12 protein-coding genes are annotated in these 16,305 nt (G+C 38.8%); 9 read left to right on the forward strand and 3 right to left on the reverse strand.

What is annotated here, in order from left to right; genetic code table 11:
* Positions 1-19 precede the first annotated feature (19 nt).
* The 4 genes from CWD90_RS12315 (at position 20) to CWD90_RS12330 (ending at position 3,317) form a co-directional block, all read left to right on the forward strand.
* Positions 20-1,024: an FAD:protein FMN transferase gene (locus CWD90_RS12315; protein ID WP_103476373.1), complete on the forward strand. Its 1,005-nt coding sequence runs from the start codon at positions 20-22 to the stop codon at positions 1,022-1,024.
* Positions 1,025-1,392: 368 nt separating this feature from the next.
* Positions 1,393-1,791, forward strand: coding sequence for an endonuclease domain-containing protein (locus CWD90_RS12320; protein ID WP_239986512.1), 399 nt, complete (start codon positions 1,393-1,395; stop codon positions 1,789-1,791).
* A gap of 26 nt (positions 1,792-1,817) precedes the next feature.
* Positions 1,818-2,003 carry a hypothetical protein gene (locus tag CWD90_RS12325; RefSeq protein WP_103476375.1) on the forward strand — a complete coding sequence of 62 codons (186 nt, stop codon included), beginning with the start codon at positions 1,818-1,820 and terminating at the stop codon, positions 2,001-2,003.
* A gap of 129 nt (positions 2,004-2,132) precedes the next feature.
* Complete coding sequence (locus CWD90_RS12330; protein ID WP_103476376.1) at positions 2,133-3,317, forward strand: M20 metallopeptidase family protein; 1,185 nt, start codon at positions 2,133-2,135, stop codon at positions 3,315-3,317.
* A gap of 13 nt (positions 3,318-3,330) precedes the next feature.
* Here CWD90_RS12330 and CWD90_RS12335 read toward each other — a convergent pair whose 3' ends face one another.
* Genes CWD90_RS12335 through CWD90_RS12345 form a run of 3 tightly spaced genes read right to left on the reverse strand, consistent with a single transcriptional unit; the run spans position 3,331 to position 7,339 of the window.
* Entirely contained in the window at positions 3,331-4,569 is a 1,239-nt protein-coding gene (locus CWD90_RS12335) for a cation:proton antiporter (protein WP_103476377.1), read from the reverse strand.
* Between the two features lie 57 nt (positions 4,570-4,626).
* The gene (locus CWD90_RS12340; RefSeq protein ID WP_103476378.1) at positions 4,627-5,976 is read right to left on the reverse strand and encodes a sensor histidine kinase; all 1,350 of its coding nucleotides are present in this window, start codon (positions 5,974-5,976) and stop codon (positions 4,627-4,629) included.
* On the reverse strand, positions 5,966-7,339 hold the full coding sequence (locus CWD90_RS12345) for a sigma-54-dependent transcriptional regulator (RefSeq protein ID WP_103476435.1): 1,374 nt from the start codon (positions 7,337-7,339) through the stop codon (positions 5,966-5,968). Before CWD90_RS12345 ends, CWD90_RS12340 begins: the two co-directional genes overlap by 11 nt.
* A gap of 241 nt (positions 7,340-7,580) precedes the next feature.
* On the opposite strand from CWD90_RS12345, the gene CWD90_RS12350 reads away from it, so the two are divergent.
* The 5 genes from CWD90_RS12350 to CWD90_RS12370 all read left to right on the forward strand — a co-directional run bounded on the left by CWD90_RS12350 (position 7,581) and on the right by CWD90_RS12370 (position 16,266).
* A complete protein-coding gene (locus CWD90_RS12350; protein WP_103476379.1) occupies positions 7,581-8,927 on the forward strand; it encodes a TolC family protein in 1,347 nt (448 codons plus the stop codon).
* A gap of 1 nt (position 8,928) precedes the next feature.
* A complete protein-coding gene (locus CWD90_RS12355) occupies positions 8,929-10,179 on the forward strand; it encodes an efflux RND transporter periplasmic adaptor subunit (protein ID WP_103476380.1) in 1,251 nt (416 codons plus the stop codon).
* A gap of 77 nt (positions 10,180-10,256) precedes the next feature.
* Complete coding sequence (locus tag CWD90_RS12360; protein WP_103476381.1) at positions 10,257-10,952, forward strand: ABC transporter ATP-binding protein; 696 nt, start codon at positions 10,257-10,259, stop codon at positions 10,950-10,952.
* A gap of 261 nt (positions 10,953-11,213) precedes the next feature.
* Complete coding sequence (locus CWD90_RS12365) at positions 11,214-13,748, forward strand: ABC transporter permease (protein WP_317045726.1); 2,535 nt, start codon at positions 11,214-11,216, stop codon at positions 13,746-13,748.
* 139 nt (positions 13,749-13,887) lie between these two features.
* Positions 13,888-16,266 (forward strand): ABC transporter permease, encoded by a 2,379-nt coding sequence (locus CWD90_RS12370; RefSeq protein WP_103476382.1) that lies wholly within the window; start codon positions 13,888-13,890, stop codon positions 16,264-16,266.
* Positions 16,267-16,305: the final 39 nt, after the last annotated feature.

Raw genomic sequence — 16,305 nt, forward strand, 5'->3', positions numbered from 1 at the left:
GGATTTACAATTCCCAATAATGAGTAGAGCTTTCCATCTCCCAATTATAATATATCTATTTCATTCCTTTTTAACCGCTCAGACCAGGTTTGAATATACCCATAAGCAAATGGGTACCCAAATTGGTTTGGTGTTTTACCACAGGGATAACAATAAGGTTAAGGCAGACTCCATTGCGGAAATGGTATTTAATAGAATAGATGACTTAAATAGTACTTTAAGCAATTATCTTCCCCAAAGTGAAATTAACAAGCTGAGTAGTAGTCCGAAGATGGACTTCGCAGCTAGTAATGATCTATTTCGCCTCCTATATGTTTCTGATGCCTATTCAAAAAAGACCTATGGTGCTTTTGATATTACGCTAGGGCCATTAATTGAACTTTGGAGAAAGGCCAGACAAAACAGCCAACTTCCCTTAATTGATGAAATACTGTCCGCCATGAACAGCATAGGTTATGGTAATCTGGAATTCCAGGTTGGGAATATCATAAAACTAAGGAAGGAAGGCATGCAATTGGACGTGGGAGGAATAGGTAAAGGGTTTGCTGCGGATGAGGCTATAAAATTGTTGAAAAGGCATGGTATAAAAGCAGCGTTGGTGGATATGGGGGGTGATATCACCGTTAGCGATGCCCCGCCCAATAAAGAGTTTTGGATTTTAGGATTTAGTTTTTTTGATAAAAATGGGGAGGAAGTTTTTCAAAAAATAAAGTTGAGAAATCAGGCAGTGGCCACTTCCGGTGACTTCTATCAATATGTCATGATCGATGGGAAACGATATTCCCATATAATAGACCCCAGAAATGGGATGGCCCTAAGCAACAATATTCAAGTATCGACTATAGCTCCCAATGGGACTATGGCAGATGCCTATGCCTCTGCTTTAAGTGTGCTTGGAATTGATGAGGGTAGAAAGGTTATCGAAGAAACCCTTAATTTAGGGGTGTTTATGGTAGAGGATGTCCCTGAACAATACCAGCAGTGGAATAGCACGGAATTTTTGAATTATATAATTGAAGATTGAAATAAGAATATAATCAATAAATAGCTGTGGTTTTTTCCTGTGGAAGGGGAAGGGGTAATTTAGCAGAATCAATTGGTGTTCTGTATTTGATCCCTTCCGATTTTTGTCCCTGAAAAAGGTCCAAAAGCCACCTTCCCTTATCAAGGGAAGGAGCAAAGGTTTTGATTTATGGTTGTAATTTTAAACATAAAAGATATCATTTAGGTCCTTCCCCTAGAAGGGGAAGGTGGACCAATCCACAGACGAGTGGATTGGGACGGAAGGGGTGATTTGGGAGGGTAAATTGGCGTTCTGCGCTAAATCCCTTCCAACTTTTGTCCGTGAAAAAGGTCCAAAAGCCACCTTCCTTTGTCAAGGGAGGGAGCAAAATGAGTATTATATTTGGAAGGGATATGAAGCCTAAAAAAATACATAATAGACCTGAAACCAAAACCAATAGAATAGAACTACGAAAGAACTTGACTTCTGCGGAGGCTTTTCTTTGGAATGAGTTGAAGGCCAATAAAATGGATGGCAGAAAATTTAGAAGACAACATGGAATTGGCAATTATGTTACAGATTTTTATTGTGCGCAGGAGAACTTGATAATAGAATTGGATGGAGAGGTGCATAACAATACGATCGCCGTTGAAAAGGACGATATAAGAACTGCATTTTTGAAAAGAAAAGGATTCAAGGTTATTCGTTTTGAAAATAAAATGGTTTTTGAGAATTTGCCCAGTGTATTACAGGGAATAAGGGATAATTTCAAGAATAGTGAAGATTAAAAAGGTCCTTCCCCTAGAAGGGGAAGGTGGACCAATCTACGGATGAGTGGATTGGGACGGAAGGGGTGACTTGGGTGAATAAATTGATGTTCTGTAGTGAATCCCTTCCGACTTTTGTCCCTGAAAAAGGTCCAAAAGCCACCTTCCCTTATCAAGGGAAGGAGCAAAGTGAATGGTATATAGGGGGTAATTTCAAGAATTGTGAAGCTTAAAAAGCCCCTTCCCCTAGAAGGGGTAGGTGGCCCAATCCAAGGATGAGTGGATTGGGACGGAAGGGGTGATGCACGGGCTAGGATTTTAGCTGTAAAATTATAGTTTAATAGAATTATACGGGAAGTTATATGAATACAATTGACAAAATAAAAGAACTGGCAAAAATCTATTCTTCAGATTTTATAGACATACGAAGGTATCTTCATCAGCACCCGGAACTTTCGTTTAAAGAGCAGGAGACCTGTGCCTATGTAAGGCAACAACTTACCGCCATTGGGATTCAGGATATTGAATCGGTTGCAGAAACTGGATTATTGGCCACTATTAATGGAACGGCTAAAGGAAAAACCATCCTTTTAAGGGCGGATATGGATGCCCTTCCCATTCATGAAGAAAATACAGTGGAATACACTTCCCAAAATAAAGGGGTTATGCATGCTTGTGGGCACGATGTGCATATGACTTCTTTGTTGCTGACGGCTAAAATTCTATTTGAGCTTAGGAATGAATTTTCTGGAACTGTAAAATTATTATTTCAACCCGGGGAAGAAGTAATGCCAGGAGGGGCAACCTTGGTTATGAAAGAAGCCGCTTATAAGTCCCTAGGCCCAATTCCCCATTTAGGACAACATGTGATGCCCAATCTTCCAGCCGGGAAGGTTGGTTTTAGACCTGGACTATTTATGGCGAGTATGGACGAGATTTATATAACCATCATCGGTAAAGGCGGTCATGCCGCGGTACCGGAGGAATGCATAGATCCCATTCTAATTGCTTCCCATGTTATTGTAGCTGCCCAACAAATAGTTAGTAGAATGGCATCACCTAAAACTCCCAGCGTTTTGTCTTTTGGGCGTATTATTGGAGATGGTGCCAATAACGTAATACCGGACAAGGTAACCATTGAAGGTACTTTTAGGACCTACGATGAGGAATGGAGAACAGAGGCCATAGAAAAACTCACGAAAATGATAAAATCGATTGCAGAAGGCATGGGAGCGGAATGCATTGTAGATATTCCAAGAGGGTATCCACATCTTAACAATAATATGGCCTTGACCCATTCCATGAAACAAGGTGCAATATCATTTCTAGGAGAAGATAATGTGGTAGATCTGGATTTATGGATGGCTGCTGAGGATTTTGCCTACTACACACAAAAAAATCAAGCTTGCTTTTATCTATTGGGAGTAGGGAATATAGAAAAAGGTATTACTTCTGGATTGCACACCCCTACTTTTAATATTGATGAATCTGCCTTGGAAACAGGAGGTGGTTTAATGGCTTGGCTAGCTTTGGAGTCCCTGGCTTAATCATTGGACGGTGTTACTTAGATAACTTATTGACAAGTTTCCCTACTGTTAAGCCCTGTACCAAAATTGAGAAAACCACAACTACATAGGTGATGACCAAGAAAAGATCTCGGTGCATTTCAGCGGTAAGTCCCAATGCCAGGGCAATGGAAATACCACCCCTAAGGCCACCCCAGGTCATAATAATGTTGGTATTGGGAACAAAGTTCAATTTTTTCTTAAAGAAATTAATGGGGAGTAAAAGAGATAGGTATCTACATGCCAATACAATGGGAATGGCTATTAGACCTGCTATGAAATAATTAAGTTCAATAGTAAGGACCAAAATTTCCATTCCAATAAGTACAAATAGCACTGTGTTCAAAAGGATATCCAGCAATTCCCAAAATTTATCCACATAAATTTCGGTATTCTCGGACATGGCCGTGTTTCTTACTTTGTCATTGCCGACAATTAATCCGGCCGTAACCATAGCTAATGGAGCCGAAAGATGTAGTTGATGTGCTATGGCGGTTCCCGTCATTACTGCTGCCAAAGTAATAATAACCTCTATATCGTAATCATCAATCGACTTCATGAGTCTAAAAGTGACCCATCCTAAAAGTAATCCTAAAGCGAGTCCACCGATAACTTCTTGACCAAATAGTTTAAAAATGTCGCTCGCTCCCATTTCACTTCTTCCAAAGGAAGCAATTTGAAAAATGGTCAAGAATACGACCACGCCTACCCCGTCATTGAACAGGGATTCTCCAACAATCTTGGTCTCCAATTTTTTTGGAACCCCAGCCTTTTTTAAGATGCCAAGAACGGCAATGGGATCGGTTGGGGATATGAGGGCGCCAAAAAGTAGACAGTAAACATAATCTACCTGTAAACCGGTAATTTGTAAAATATAATACATGGCTGTTCCCACTAGAAACGTGGAAACTAAAACCCCAAGGGTAGCAAAGGCGAATACGGGCCAACGTTGCACTTTTAGCTGCTCAAAGTTGGTGTGCAATGCCCCGGCGAACAATAGAAAGCTCAACATTACATCCATTAGAACAGTTCTAAAATCGATATGGGTAATGATATATTTTTCGGCATTTAATAAAGTGTCATTAAATCCACTTATAGCGAAAACTACCAAGGTAAACAATATGGTAATTAACATTAGGCCAATGGAATTGGGTAATTTCAGGAACCGAACATTAATATATCCGAAGATGGCAGAAAGAAAAATAAGTACTGTTGCAATATTGAAAAAATCCATGGGGTTGGGGTTTTTATAAAAATAGTGGTTGAGAATTATTTAATAGTAAAGGTGGATTTAAAATAACAATGTAAAAGTGGTATACCTGTCGGGTTGGGAGCTCACTTTTAAATTACCCCCGTGCATCCGTAAAATCTGTTTGGAAAGACTTAAACCTACACCCGTTCCAGAATTTTTGGTAGTGAAAAAGGGGACAAAAATTTCATTTATCAATTCAGCAGGAATACCGGGACCATTGTCCTCTACTTCTATATATTTTTGTCCGACAGCAGTGGTTCCGCCCTTCAGTTTTATGGAACTGTCTTTCTGTTGTTCGAGGGATTGCAATGCATTTCTACACAAATTGATTAAGACTTGTGTAATTTGATTTTCATCAATAAATAGTTCTAAGCCTTGGGTCTCCATTTGCATTTCAATGGACGTATTCGAATTCTCTAGATCCTGTCCTACCAACAATATTACCTTATCCAATAAATTTTGAACAGTAACAATTTTCTTATCTGGCAGAGGTATATTTAAGAAACTTCGGTACGATTGTACGAAGCTCATCAGGTTAGTTCCTTGATCTTTAATCACTTCCAAGCCTTTAATGGTGTTGTCCAAACGTTTTTGATATTCAGTTCCATCCACAAGGTCTTTATTTGCCGTTGAGTGATATTTTAAAATGGAATCGGAAATGGAAGTTATTGGCGTAATGGAATTCATAATCTCATGGGTCAACACCCTAATCAATTTGGTCCAGGATTCGGTTTCCTTTTCGTCCAATTCCTGATGGATATCTTGGATAACCACTAATAATAATTCTTGTCCGTCTAAATTAAAGGAAGAGGACTTTATGGCGAGATCTACTTTTTCGCGTTCATTGGTCAACTGGAACATTCGGCGCTCGAAAGGTTTTAATTCACTGAAAATTTGGTATAAATTTTCGTCAACCTGTGATAGTTGCTTAATATGGTTAAGCGGTGTATAATTAAGCATATGCTCAAGTCTTGGATTGGCAAAAAGGATATGTCCTTTGTTATTGATCGCTAAAATGCCAATGTCCGCCTGTTTTAAGATCTCTTGGTAAAACCGTTCTTGTGTCTGATTTTTTAAATGAATCTTTTGAATCATTTCATTGAGCATGTTCAGACTGTGATTAAGTTCTTTAAGCGACTTAACACTCAATTTTTCTGGAAATCTAAGGGTAAAATCCTCATTTTTTATAGCGTCGAAGAAGTAGGCAATTTTTCTGTTGGTCTCATTTACATATCTTATTAAATGGTAGGTTTGCAATACAAGAACGGATGATGTTAGGGCGGCAAGGACATAGCTTTCTTTAAATAGTAGATAAGCAATTAAAATGGCTGTAGCACTTATAAATACTACTCTGCCAATGGTCTGGAAATAGAAGTTTTTACTCACCATTTTTTTCCTGCTTTTTAATTTTGTTGTAGAGTGTTTGTCGAGAGATTCCCAATTGGGCCGCTGCTGCACTATAATTGCCTTCATTGTTGTGAAGTGCCTCCATAATCATAATTTCCTCCATTTCGTCCAAGGTCTTTGGCCCAAGCTCAGTTGATGGTGAAGACTTGGCATTCAATATGAAATCGGTAGGTTTTAGAATATTTCCTTCGCAGAGTATTACCGCCCTTTCCAGGGTGTGTTGTAATTCCCTCACATTTCCCGGCCAAGAGTATTGTTTCAGCTTTTCTTCGGCAATATCGTTAATGCGGATTCCGTGTTTTGCATATTTGGCACTATATTTCTTTAAATAAAAATCGGCCAATATCAATATGTCATCACCTCTTTCCCGTAGTGCAGGAACTTCAATTTGGATGGTATTTATTCTATACAACAGATCTTCCCTAAATAGGCCATCTATTACCATTTGTTCCAAATTGCCGTTGGTTGCGCAGACCAATCGAATATCTACTGGAATAGCCTTATTGGAACCAACACGCACAATGACTTTATTTTGGATTGCAGAAAGCAATTTGGCCTGCATTTGGAAAGATAGGTTTCCAATTTCATCCAAAAACAAGGTGCCTCCGTTGGCAGCTTCAAATTTACCGATTCTATCCTCCTTAGCGTCTGTAAAGGCCCCTTTAAGATGACCAAATAGTTCGCTTTCGAATAAATTTTCGGAAATGGAGCCCATATCTACAGCAATAAAGACTTCGTTCTGCCTAGGAGATAGTCTGTGAAGTTGTCGTGCAATGAGTTCTTTCCCTGTTCCATTTTCACCCGTAATTAAGACATTGACATCTGTTTTGGCTACTTTTTGGGTTAGATTTAATACGGAAGTCAAGGCTTTTGAATTGCCAATGATAAAAGTTTTATCTTGGTTAATGACCTGTTTTAAATTGGTTTCCTTTTGTTTTAGTTGATTTATTTCCTTTTGGGATTTACGCAGCATATAGGCAGCTTTGACGGTGGCCAAAAACTTCTCATTGTTCCAAGGTTTTAAGATAAAATCTGATGCACCTTCCTTCAGGGCCCTAACCGCAAGCTCTACGTCCCCGTAGGCTGTCATCATAATAACAGCAGTAAAGGGTGATTTTTTTTTGATTTCCTTTAGCCAAAACAGGCCTTCGTTTCCGGAATTCACACCGGCGGAAAAATTCATATCCAACAGAACAACATCAATTTTAGCCAAGTCAGGAAAGGATGATATTTGATTTGGATTGGAAATTGTTATGATATTGTCGTACTCGAACTGCAATAATATTTCCAGTGCACTTAAGACACTTTTGTTGTCGTCTATTACTAGGATTTTCGCATCTACCATGGTTATCTCAAATTTGGTAAAGTTAAAACTACAAAACCTGCTCATTAAAATATCATAAGTGTCCAAATATTGGACATTTATTGTATAACTATTTTACATTAATATTTGTTGAATTTTAAAATTAATACATAAATACCTGTAAATCAATTAAATAAGTATATGGCACGAACTTGGAATGTGGTTGTGGGTCGACAATTGATATATTTATCAATATGGTGACTTTTTTAATCGTATTTGCATTATGAATTTTAAGAAAGGAAAATTATTTTTTATCCTATTTTTCATCACCGTGTATGTCTTTGGCCAGGAGAACTGGACATTGGACAACTGCATTTCTTATGCCTTGGAGCATAATCTCACCCTGATGGATTATCAATATTTGGAAAATTCCGGTAAGGAAAGTTACAATCAGTCTATAAGGGACCTTCTTCCTAGGGTTAACGGATTCGCTGATTATAATATTCGTTATGGCCGATCTACCGATCCAAATACCAATGATATTATAAATACCGATTTCTTTTCCAATGGTTATTCTTTGAGTGCTTCCATTGATCTTTTTCAAGGATTCCAGAAGATCAATACTATTAAGGCAAGAAAGCTTTTGTTCAAAGCAACCAAAGAAACTGCACAGCAACAAAGGTTTTTGTTGGCGCTAAGGGTAATGACGGCCTATCACGATATACAGTTTTATGAAGGTCTATTGGCCATTTCAGAGGAGCAACTGACCATCTCTGAAGCGAATTTTAAACTCGCCAAAAAGCAGATTGAACTTGGGTTGAAAGCTGGGGCAGATCTGTATGAGGCAGAATCCATACTGTATACGGATCAATTGGATGTTACCCAAAGTGAAAATCAATTACAAGCGGCAAAGCTCATTTTGATTCAGGAAATGAATTTGGAAAATGCCCACACCATTCAACTTAGCCCTATTATTCCTCTTGCACTAGCTGAAATCGAATTGGAAACGGACAGTATTTACCTATTAGCGAAAGATTTTGTGCCCCTGTTAAAGGCACAAAGGTATAGAACAGAGGCAGCCAAAAAGGAACTGGGAATTACCAGGGGTCGGCTTTATCCTTCACTTTCTTTTGCTACCGGTTATGGGACAGGATATTACGAGACTACTAGAGATACTTTAGGCGTTACTATTCCATTCAAAAATCAAATTAAGGATAATGCCTCCAGATTTGTTGGTTTTTCCCTTAGCGTTCCCATTTTTAATGCTTGGTCTACACGTTCTGCTATAAAGCAACAGAAAATAGCAATAAGTAGGGAGCAAAACAACATGGAGATTCAGGAGCAGGAAATATATAAGGCCATACAACAACTAATTCAAGAAAATAAGGCATTAAATGTTGAACTTGTCCAAAGTGAAAAACAGATTATGGCTCAAGAACTGGCTTTTGGTGTCGCACAAAAAAAATATGAAAAGGGACTGTTTACCATTATGGAACTAAATCTTGCAAAGTCAATGTATGCCACCTCTCAAAACAAAAATTTACAGGTAAAACTACTACACCAAATTAACCAAAATACGCTGTCTTTTTACCAGGGCTCACCTATTTTTAACATTAATAGCAATAATTAAAATGGATATACAATTAGAAAAGAAGAAAGGACTGAGGCCAAAACACTACGGGTACATTGCCCTAGGGGTGTTGTTGCTTTTTATGGGATGGAAAATGATAACGGGCAGTGTGGGCAACACTTTCAGAACTGAAAAGGACAAATTGTCTATTGCAGAGGTGGTACAGGGGAAATTTGATGATTATATCACCATTAATGGAACTGTGGCACCGATAGCCACAATTTATATGGATGCCTATGAAGGGGGTCGGGTTACCGAAAAATTAATTGAAGAAGGGACAATGGTAGAAAAAGGAGACATAATCTTAAAGTTGGAAAATATAGGTCTATATGAGCAAATATTAAATAGTGAAAGTAATTTGGCCTTAAAGCAAAACGACCTCAGGTCCACTAAATTAACTTTCGATTCCAGGCAGGTAGAAGGCAGAAAATCCTTGGCCAATTCCCAGTACGAGCTTACGAAGTTGAAACGAAATTTTGAACAAAACCAAGCTTTATATGACGACGAATTAATTTCGAAGGAGGACTATTTAATTTCTAAAGAAAATTTTGAGCTTTCCAAAAAACAATATGAAATTGTTAAACTACAAACGGAACACGATGATGAAATGCGAATTACATCCTTATCGGGTTTGGATACGGATCTTGAGCGCATGCGGAAGACGTTGACTATGGTCTATGAACGTCTCGATCATTTGAACGTACGGGCACCGGCAGACGGGCAATTGGGGTTTTTAGATGCAGAAATTGGGCAGAATATAGGTCAAGGCGAACGTATTGGTCAGGTGAATGTGCTAACAGATTATAAGATTGAAGCAGATATAGATGAGCATTATATAGACCGAGTGAAGCGCGATTTAAATGCAAGTTTTGAGCGGAATGGGACAGAGCATACCCTCAGGTTAAGAAAAGTATATCCTGAAGTACGAAATGGCAAGTTTAAGATTGATTTGGTTTTTACAGGTGAAAAGCCGCAAAACATTCGCGCAGGTCAAAGCTATAATATAAAATTACAATTGGGGGAATCCAGTGATGCGCTCTTGCTACCCAAGGGAAGCTTTTTCCAAAGTACTGGTGGACAATGGATTTTTGTAGTAGATCCAGATGGCAATCAGGCATTAAAGCGGAATATAAGAATAGGAAAACAAAACTCCAGATATTATGAAGTATTGGAAGGATTGGAGAATGGTGAAAAGGTAATTACTTCTAACTATGATAGTTTTGGAGACGCCGATAATATAGTGTTGAAATAATAATAAAAATATATATCCGAAACTGTCACAAACGGGATGGTAAGGACATCCTTTAATTAACGTGTAAACCTTTTAGAATGATACAGATACAAAATCTTAAAAAAAGCTTTAGGACCGAGGAGGTAGAAACTTTGGCCTTGAACAATGTCAACCTCAAAGTTCAGGATGGAGAGTTCGTAGCCATAATGGGCCCATCGGGTTGTGGCAAATCTACCCTTTTGAACATTATAGGTATGCTGGACAATCCCACTTCTGGTAATTACCAATTTGCCGGCCATGAGGTTGGACACTTAAAGGAAAATCAGCGTACACAATTGCGAAAGGGTAATCTCGGCTTTGTCTTCCAAAGTTTTAATTTGATAGATGAACTTACCGTATTTGAAAATGTTGAATTGCCATTGATCTATCTCAAAATGAATAAAAGTGAGCGTAAGCAAAAGGTAATGGCCGTTTTGGAGCGAATGAAAATAGCGCACCGTGAAAAGCATTTTCCACAACAACTTTCGGGAGGTCAACAACAACGTGTGGCTATTTCACGGGCTGTTGTTACAAACCCAAAGTTGATTTTGGCGGATGAGCCTACGGGAAATCTGGATTCCAAAAACGGGATCGAAGTGATGAACCTGTTGACAGAACTAAATCAGGAAGGCACTACTATAGTGATGGTTACCCACTCGGATAGGGATTCGCATTATGCACATCGTATCGTGAACCTATTTGACGGACAGATTGCTACGGAAAGCCATAATAGGGCTATGGGAGCCATGAAGTAGAATACCAAGTAACGGCAACGAAAGACCTGCAAGGTGTAGTCCGCCTTTTTGGCGGACCTCCTTGTAGGTCTGGGCTAGGATTTGGAAGTGAAACCAATAGGTTTCGGAAACCTACATGGCAATGAAAACCTACAAGGTTTTGGAAACCTTTCAGGTTAAGGAGGAAGAGAGTTTGTAGTCCGCCTTTTTTGGCGGACCTCCTTGTAGGTCTGGGCTAGGACTTGGAAGTGAAACCAATAGGTTTCGGAAACCTACATGGCAATGAAAACCTACAAGGTTTTGGAAACCTTGCAGGTATATAGGAGAAAGAGTGTTTATTCATCAATCAATGCTGAAAATGTTTCGGCATCAAAATCGAGCATCATGTTTAAAAACCACATTAAAATTGCTTGGAGAAGCCTTAAAAGGCAGCCTTTTTTTACCTTTCTGAATACCTTCGGTCTAGCCATTGGAATGGCTGGGGGATTGCTTATCTCCTTATACATCTATGATGAGATGAATTTTGATACGATGTTCAAAGATGCCGACCGTATTCATAGAATAAATACAGATGTAAAATTCGGGGGTACGGAGAGCAGATCCGCACAAGTTTCAGCACCTATGGCTGCCGCCATGAAGAGCGATTTTTCACAAGTGGAACTAACTACTAGATTTAGGAATTTGGGCAGTATGCTGCTAAGAAAGAGTGATACGGAAGCAAATATAAAGGAACAAGGTTCAACCTTTGTGGATGCTTCTTTCTTTGAGATGTTCGGTCTGGATCTGTTGGTAGGGGATATGAAAACCGCACTAAAAGAACCCAACACCTTAGTACTGACCAGATCTGCCGCCATAAAACATTTTGATATAAAAAAAGCTTTAGGCCAACGTTTATTATTGAACAATACCGATACCTATACGGTAACAGGGGTTATAGAGGATATGCCAGAGCGTTCATTTCTTAGAAATCACAACGTTTTTATGGCTATGGCGGGGAATGAAGATGCGCAAAACCAGGAATGGACAAGTCATAATTTCTTCACCTTTATTAAGCTGATACCTGGTGCCGATATTGCCGATTTTCAGGAGCCTTTACAGTCTATGTTAGGTACATACATAATGCCCTACGTACAGACATTTTTGCCAGGAGCAACCGAAGAACAGTTGGCCGATTCTGGTAATTATCTTTATTATAGCACTATTGCGTTAAAGGATATACACCTGTATTCTAACAAAGACCATGAACTAAGCCCAAATAGTAGTATTCAAAATGTCTATATTCTTTCGTTCATTGGCTTGTTCTTGATCTTATTGGCTAGCGTTAATTTTATGAACCTATCAACGGCACAGTCCCTTAAAAGAGCAAAAGAAGTGGGTATTCGCAAAACATTGGGGTCGGACAAATCTGCCTTGATACGCCAATTTTTGACGGAATCAGGTTTAATTTCCTTCATCTCGCTTTTGTTTGCCTTGGCAATAGCAATAGTAGCCACGCCTTATTTTAATGAACTTTCTGGCAAGTCTATTTCCATACCATTTACCGATCCTGTTTTCTGGGTAGCCTTACTTTTTGGGGCGACAGTACTGGCCCTCTTTTCAGGAATGTATCCCGCATTTTTCATGTCCCGTTTTGTGCCCGTGAAAGTACTTAAGGGTGCTGGCACAACTAGTACTGGTGGCGGCAACATTCGAAGTTTTCTTGTGGTATTCCAATTTGCAATTTCCGTGTTTTTAATTGTAAGTACTTTGGTGGTCTTTATGCAATTGGAGTTCATTCAGAGTAAAGATCTGGGTTTCACAAAAGATCAGGTTTTAATTGTTGATGATGTATATACATTGAGCAATAAAGCCACGGCTTTTAAGGAAGAAGTGGAACAACTTGGCCAAGTGGAAAGTGCTACATTGAGCAGCTTTTTACCAACACCATCTGTCCGAAGTAATACCTCCTTTTTTAAGGAAGGGGGGGCAACAGCGGAAAATTCCATCAATATGCAGATATGGAATGTTGACGATAATTACCTCCCCACTTTGAATATGGAAATCCTAGAGGGCAGGAATTTCGATAGACAGTTTGGTACCGACTCTACGGCTATGCTGATCAACGAGTCGGCGGTCGCCATTTTGGGAGTGCAGCCCAAAGAGGCCTTAGGAATGCGCATTATCCGCAATTTTGAAAATGGTACTTCCGACCATTTTACAATTATTGGCATTATCAAAAATTTTAATTATGAATCATTAAGGGATGATATTGGTGCTTTGAGTATGACTTTAGGCACGTCAATCGGTTCAATGGCCATAAAACTTGAAGCTGGAGATTTTTCGAACTCCATCGCAAGTGTTGAAGGGATATGGAATGAAATGGCTCCAGGGCAACCTTTCGGTTATCGTTTTATGGAAGACTCCTTTAATACCACCTATGAAGCCGAACAGCAATTAGGACGCATTTTCGTAACCTTTACCATCCTGTCTATTTTAATCGCATGCCTTGGATTGTTTGGTTTAGCGGCTTTCAATGCTCAAAAACGTACCAAAGAGATAGGCATCCGTAAAGTTTTGGGTGCAAGTATTGGCCAAATTACCTATCGCCTTACGACCGACTTTTTAAAAATGGTGGGGGTAGCGATTATTATTTCCTTGCCCGTTGGCTGGTACCTAATGAACAAATGGCTCGAAGATTTTACATATAGAATTGAAATTAGTTGGTGGGTGTTTGCCTTTGCGGCGCTAATTGCCCTAACCATAGCTGTACTTACTGTAAGCTACCAAAGTATTAAAGCGGCATTGGCCAATCCGGTAAAAAGCTTGAGGACGGAGTGAAAAAGTGAACAGTAAACAGTTGGCAGTTGCCAGTGAGCAGTATACAGTAAACAATTTTTTTAGTGGACAATTTTCAGTAAAAAGTTGGCCGTAAGAAGTAAACAATGAGCAATAACGGACAACGATAAACGAAAGCATTATGCTAAAACACTATCTAAAATTTGCCATCCGGAATTTTAAGGCTAACAAGGTCATATTTGGCGGAAGTCTACTAACCCTTTGTCTCGGGGCACTTTGCATAGCATTACTTTTTACCTATGTGCCCAATGAGCTTAATATGGATGGCTTTCATAATAGGAAAAAAGATATCTATATGCTTTCGGTAAATGCAACGCCACAAAGTCTCCCTCAAATATTCGATGGAAAAGCATTTGCGCAAATTAATTATGGGGACTATCCTGAAGTGGAGCATAAAGTTAGAATCAGTAAATATGTAAAGGGGAACTTGGCAATTTATTATAATGACAATTTCTTTTCTCCCGAAGGACTAGTTGCGGACAGTACTTTTTTTCAAGTTTTTGATTATAAACTGAAATTTGGCGATAAAGAAACCGCTTTAGCCCAACCCCATGGCATAGTACTGACCGAAAAATTGGCCAAAATCATATTCGGGGAAGAAGATCCTATGGGCAAGGTAGTACAAGTGAAAACTCGTGTCAAAAAAAATTTTACAGTAAGTGGAATTCTCATTGATCCTCCTCAAAATAGTTCCATAGAGTTCGATTTTATTTTGCCGACCCAGACTTCCGATCTCCATTTATTTAGTAGAATGGGGGGCGATTTTTTATTGATGCGAAAAAATATTGACAGGACGGCTTTTGAAGAAAAGATAAAATTCAAAGCACAAGATCACTTTCAATTTAAAGAGAGTACACTCGGCCTAATCCCTTTTGACCAGGAAGCAATTGAAAAGGAAAACCTAAATACTAATAATATTATTAGCCATATTGTGGACAAAAAAAACATGTACATGCAAATTGTGATCATGTTGGTGATTCTCTTGGTCTCGGTACTGAATTTTTCGAACCTACAAGTGATCAGCGCTAATGTCAGGGTCAAGAATAGCGCGCTAAAAAGAATCAATGGAGCCCAAAAGGGACATCTTTTTGGGCAATTTATGATAGAGCAGGCAGTACTTATCAGTCTCGCCGCTGTAATTGTTACGGTAGTGTTTCAAATGGTATTGCCCACCTTTAATAGTTTTATCGGCCTTAATTACACTCCGCCCCTATGGCAGGTGACAACTGTGGTCATGGCAATTTTATGTCTGTTGGTATTCCTTGGGTCCATTTATCCCATCATTGCTACTTATGGTTTTTCCATAATAAATGGATTAAAGAACAAGGGCTTTACTGGAAATCAAATAGCGGGTAGAAAGTTGGTGGTAATTTTTCAATATGCACTGTCCTTTTTGTTGTTGATTTCCTCTATTACAATTGTCCTTCAGCTTCAATTAATGTTGGGCAAAGATTTAGGTTTTGATAAAGACGATATTATTATCACCGAACTTTTTGTAAATCAGGAGTATGATACCAAAGAAGAACAACAAATAGAGGACGCGAAAACATTTCAGCACTTGAAAAATGAACTGGCGTCAAATTCTTCAATAAAGAGTTTTGCACAAGGAGCATCTCCATTAGACCCATACCTCATGGAGTGGCGTAGAAAAGACGGGGATTTTGAGTATGAAACCCAAAATATGTTGATTGTTACTCCAAATTATGAAAAAGTGCTGGGTCTGGAATTAATTGAAGGGAGATTTTTTGACAGGGAACTGGACAGTTCAAGAGGAGTTAGGGTAGTTATAAATGAAGCCGCAAAAAAATACTGGAACATTCAGGATATCTCTATGTCCAGAATGTTGAACAAATACTGGAATGATGAAGAGGGTTATGAAATTATAGGAGTTGTCAAGGATTTTAATTATGAACACTTGTCCACCGTAACCAAGCCATTAATGATGCTTTATTTCGAGGATAATAATGATGCTTATTTAATTGAATTTGAAGAAGGTGCAGCCAAAAGTGGTTTGGCCTTTTTGGTAGGATTGTTTAAGGAAAATAATCCCAAAGAAACTTTCGATTATTCTTTTTTAAGCGATGAGGTAGCGGTAATGTATCAAAAAGAAAAACAATTGGGGATCAATGTGGTGCTATTTTCATTAATAGCCTTGATCATATCTGCCATTGGTCTGTTTGCCATAGCGATATATGACACCCAAAGAAGGGTAAAAGAAATTGCTATTCGAAAGGTAAATGGGGCTTCTATAGCTGAAATTTTGGTCATGTTGAACAAAAGCTTTGTGCAATGGGTAATATTGGCATTGTTGATAGCCAGTCCAATAGGTTATTTCCTTATGGATAATTGGTTGGAAAATTTCGCTTATAGAATCAAGCTCAGTTGGTGGACCTTTGGTCTGGCGGGAATCTTTACACTTGGAATTGCACTGATTACGGTAAGCCTGCGAAGTTATAAAGCGGCAGGAGCCAACCCAGTAAAAAGTTTAAGAATGGAGTAAAAAGTGAACTGTTGACAGTAAGCAATTAGAAATGAATTT

The organism is Arenibacter catalasegens, assembly GCF_002909235.1.
Lineage (GTDB): Bacteria > Bacteroidota > Bacteroidia > Flavobacteriales > Flavobacteriaceae > Arenibacter > Arenibacter catalasegens.

What these genes read in the sequence shown, in the direction of transcription:
- CWD90_RS12315 (WP_103476373.1), top strand. Translation starts at nt 20, where the DNA reads ATGAGTAGAGCTTTCCATCTCCCAATTATAATATATCTATTTCATTCC.
- CWD90_RS12320 (WP_239986512.1), top strand. Translation starts at nt 1,393, where the DNA reads ATGAGTATTATATTTGGAAGGGATATGAAGCCTAAAAAAATACATAAT.
- CWD90_RS12330 (WP_103476376.1), top strand. Translation starts at nt 2,133, where the DNA reads ATGAATACAATTGACAAAATAAAAGAACTGGCAAAAATCTATTCTTCA.
- CWD90_RS12335 (WP_103476377.1), bottom strand. Translation starts at nt 4,569, where the DNA reads ATGGATTTTTTCAATATTGCAACAGTACTTATTTTTCTTTCTGCCATC.
- CWD90_RS12340 (WP_103476378.1), bottom strand. Translation starts at nt 5,976, where the DNA reads ATGGTGAGTAAAAACTTCTATTTCCAGACCATTGGCAGAGTAGTATTT.
- CWD90_RS12345 (WP_103476435.1), bottom strand. Translation starts at nt 7,339, where the DNA reads ATGGTAGATGCGAAAATCCTAGTAATAGACGACAACAAAAGTGTCTTA.
- CWD90_RS12350 (WP_103476379.1), top strand. Translation starts at nt 7,581, where the DNA reads ATGAATTTTAAGAAAGGAAAATTATTTTTTATCCTATTTTTCATCACC.
- CWD90_RS12355 (WP_103476380.1), top strand. Translation starts at nt 8,929, where the DNA reads ATGGATATACAATTAGAAAAGAAGAAAGGACTGAGGCCAAAACACTAC.
- CWD90_RS12360 (WP_103476381.1), top strand. Translation starts at nt 10,257, where the DNA reads ATGATACAGATACAAAATCTTAAAAAAAGCTTTAGGACCGAGGAGGTA.
- CWD90_RS12365 (WP_317045726.1), top strand. Translation starts at nt 11,214, where the DNA reads ATGAAAACCTACAAGGTTTTGGAAACCTTGCAGGTATATAGGAGAAAG.
- CWD90_RS12370 (WP_103476382.1), top strand. Translation starts at nt 13,888, where the DNA reads ATGCTAAAACACTATCTAAAATTTGCCATCCGGAATTTTAAGGCTAAC.